The sequence below is a fragment of the Bartonella refiksaydamii genome (assembly GCF_902652675.1).
Classification (GTDB): domain Bacteria; phylum Pseudomonadota; class Alphaproteobacteria; order Rhizobiales; family Rhizobiaceae; genus Bartonella; species Bartonella refiksaydamii.
In genome coordinates, this window is the sequence record NZ_LR736391.1 from 1 (window position 1) to 969 (window position 969).

The following is a 969-nucleotide window of genomic DNA, read 5'->3' on the forward strand; positions in this document are numbered from 1 at the left end:
TTGCAGACAGCACAAGAAAGTCAACTTCTTTTTTTGCCCTCTTATCAGCCAGAAAGTTGAGGGAGTCCCTTGAGGCGCAAAGGCAGTCGCTTCCGATGTCACCTCTTTTCGTCTTGAAAAGAGTCTCCAAAGAAGAGAGCCTCACAGAATTTTGTAGAATGGGGCTTTTGGCAAGGGAAGAAATACCCACTTCCGCCTTTTTCTTTTGCTCGTCGTCTTCAGAGTCAAGTTGGAACGCAAGTCTCAAAAGTTTCTTGTTCATCTTTGTTAACTTGAGTTGATGCAAAGGTTTTAACAAGACATGTTTTGGAAGTGGTCGTGTGTTTTGACGAACAAAGGAGATGTAGATTTTTGCGAACTCTCGAAAGGCAACTACCTCGTCGTCCTCGAAGATATGGGGGCTTCAAAATTTTCTATCGTCAAAGAGAGACATTTCGAGGTCGAGTACATTGTTTTCCAGGTGCAAGACAAAGAGTTTTTCGTCTATGTGACGAGATTCACAAGATTCTTTTCGTCCGGAAAAGAAGTGTATGCATTCGAGCTCAAAAAGGGAGACGTTTTGGAAGGAAAAGATTTCCCGGTGACTGTGAAAGAGCATCGAAAGGTACAAAACGACGTCGAAGTCTACAAGATTCTGTTATCTGAAGACAAAGCTTTCTTTGTTGATGGTATCAAAGTAAAAAGGTCATGACGAAATACACTCTTCTGAATAGAGAATGCGAACCACTCTCACACTTTCGGGAAAGAGGAAGAGCTTCCTTTTTTCTCCTTCCTGAAGAGAACTTTGTATTTCATGTCGAGTTTGACGAGAACAAAATTGTGGGTGTTTTTGGAGATGGAAAAAGAAGAAGATTCTCTGTTGAAAAAAAGACGAATGAGGATGAACTCTATTTATCCCATTGGTCATTCATGGAAGGCTCGCTAAAAATTCTCATGGAAAAAAGAGAAGATAACGAATGGTATGCGGAA

Annotated in this window: 2 protein-coding genes; one reads left to right on the forward strand and one right to left on the reverse strand. The window is 41.1% G+C overall.

What is annotated here, in order from left to right; translation table 11 throughout:
* The coding region (locus GQO39_RS09005; protein ID WP_210349162.1) for a hypothetical protein at nt 1–262 on the reverse strand (262 nt) is incomplete at its 3' end.
* A 63-nt stretch (nt 263–325) separates the two neighbouring features.
* Here GQO39_RS09005 and GQO39_RS08705 point away from each other — a divergent pair.
* A complete protein-coding gene (locus tag GQO39_RS08705) occupies nt 326–691 on the forward strand; it encodes a hypothetical protein (RefSeq protein WP_156851796.1) in 366 nt (121 codons plus the stop codon).
* Nucleotides 692–969 lie beyond the last annotated feature (278 nt).